This is a genomic window from Sphingomonas sp. Leaf33 (assembly GCF_001421785.1).
Lineage (GTDB): Bacteria > Pseudomonadota > Alphaproteobacteria > Sphingomonadales > Sphingomonadaceae > Sphingomonas.
Genome location: NZ_LMLB01000014.1, coordinates 274 through 612, shown reverse-complemented (window position 1 = coordinate 612; position 339 = coordinate 274). Strand labels below are relative to the sequence as shown.

Sequence of the window (339 nt, the reverse complement as noted above, 5' to 3'; positions counted from 1 at the left end):
GGTGTGCCGGGTCATATCCGCTCCGACAATGGACCGGAGTTCATTGCCAAAGCGGTTCAGGACTGGATCGCAGCGGTTGGATCGACGACCGCCTACATCGAGCCGGGCAGTCCGTGGGAGAACGGTTACTGCGAGAGCTTCAACGCAAAGCTGCGGGATGAACTCCTCAACGGCGAGGTGTTCTACACCCTCAAGGAGGCCAGCGTCGTGATCGAGCAATGGCGGAGGCACTACAACACCCTCCGACCGCACTCGTCGCTTGGCTACCACCCGCCTGCGCCAGAGGTCGTCCTCTGGCCGACCGAACCGAGCGGATCAGTGCCGTCCGCTCGCCCTGCC

The 339-nt window shown here is 63.4% G+C and carries 1 protein-coding gene; it reads left to right on the top strand.

Annotation, left to right across the window (positions count from 1 at the left end; genetic code table 11):
• The coding region (locus ASE86_RS16525) for an integrase core domain-containing protein (protein ID WP_235524111.1) at positions 1-339 on the top strand (339 nt) is incomplete at both ends.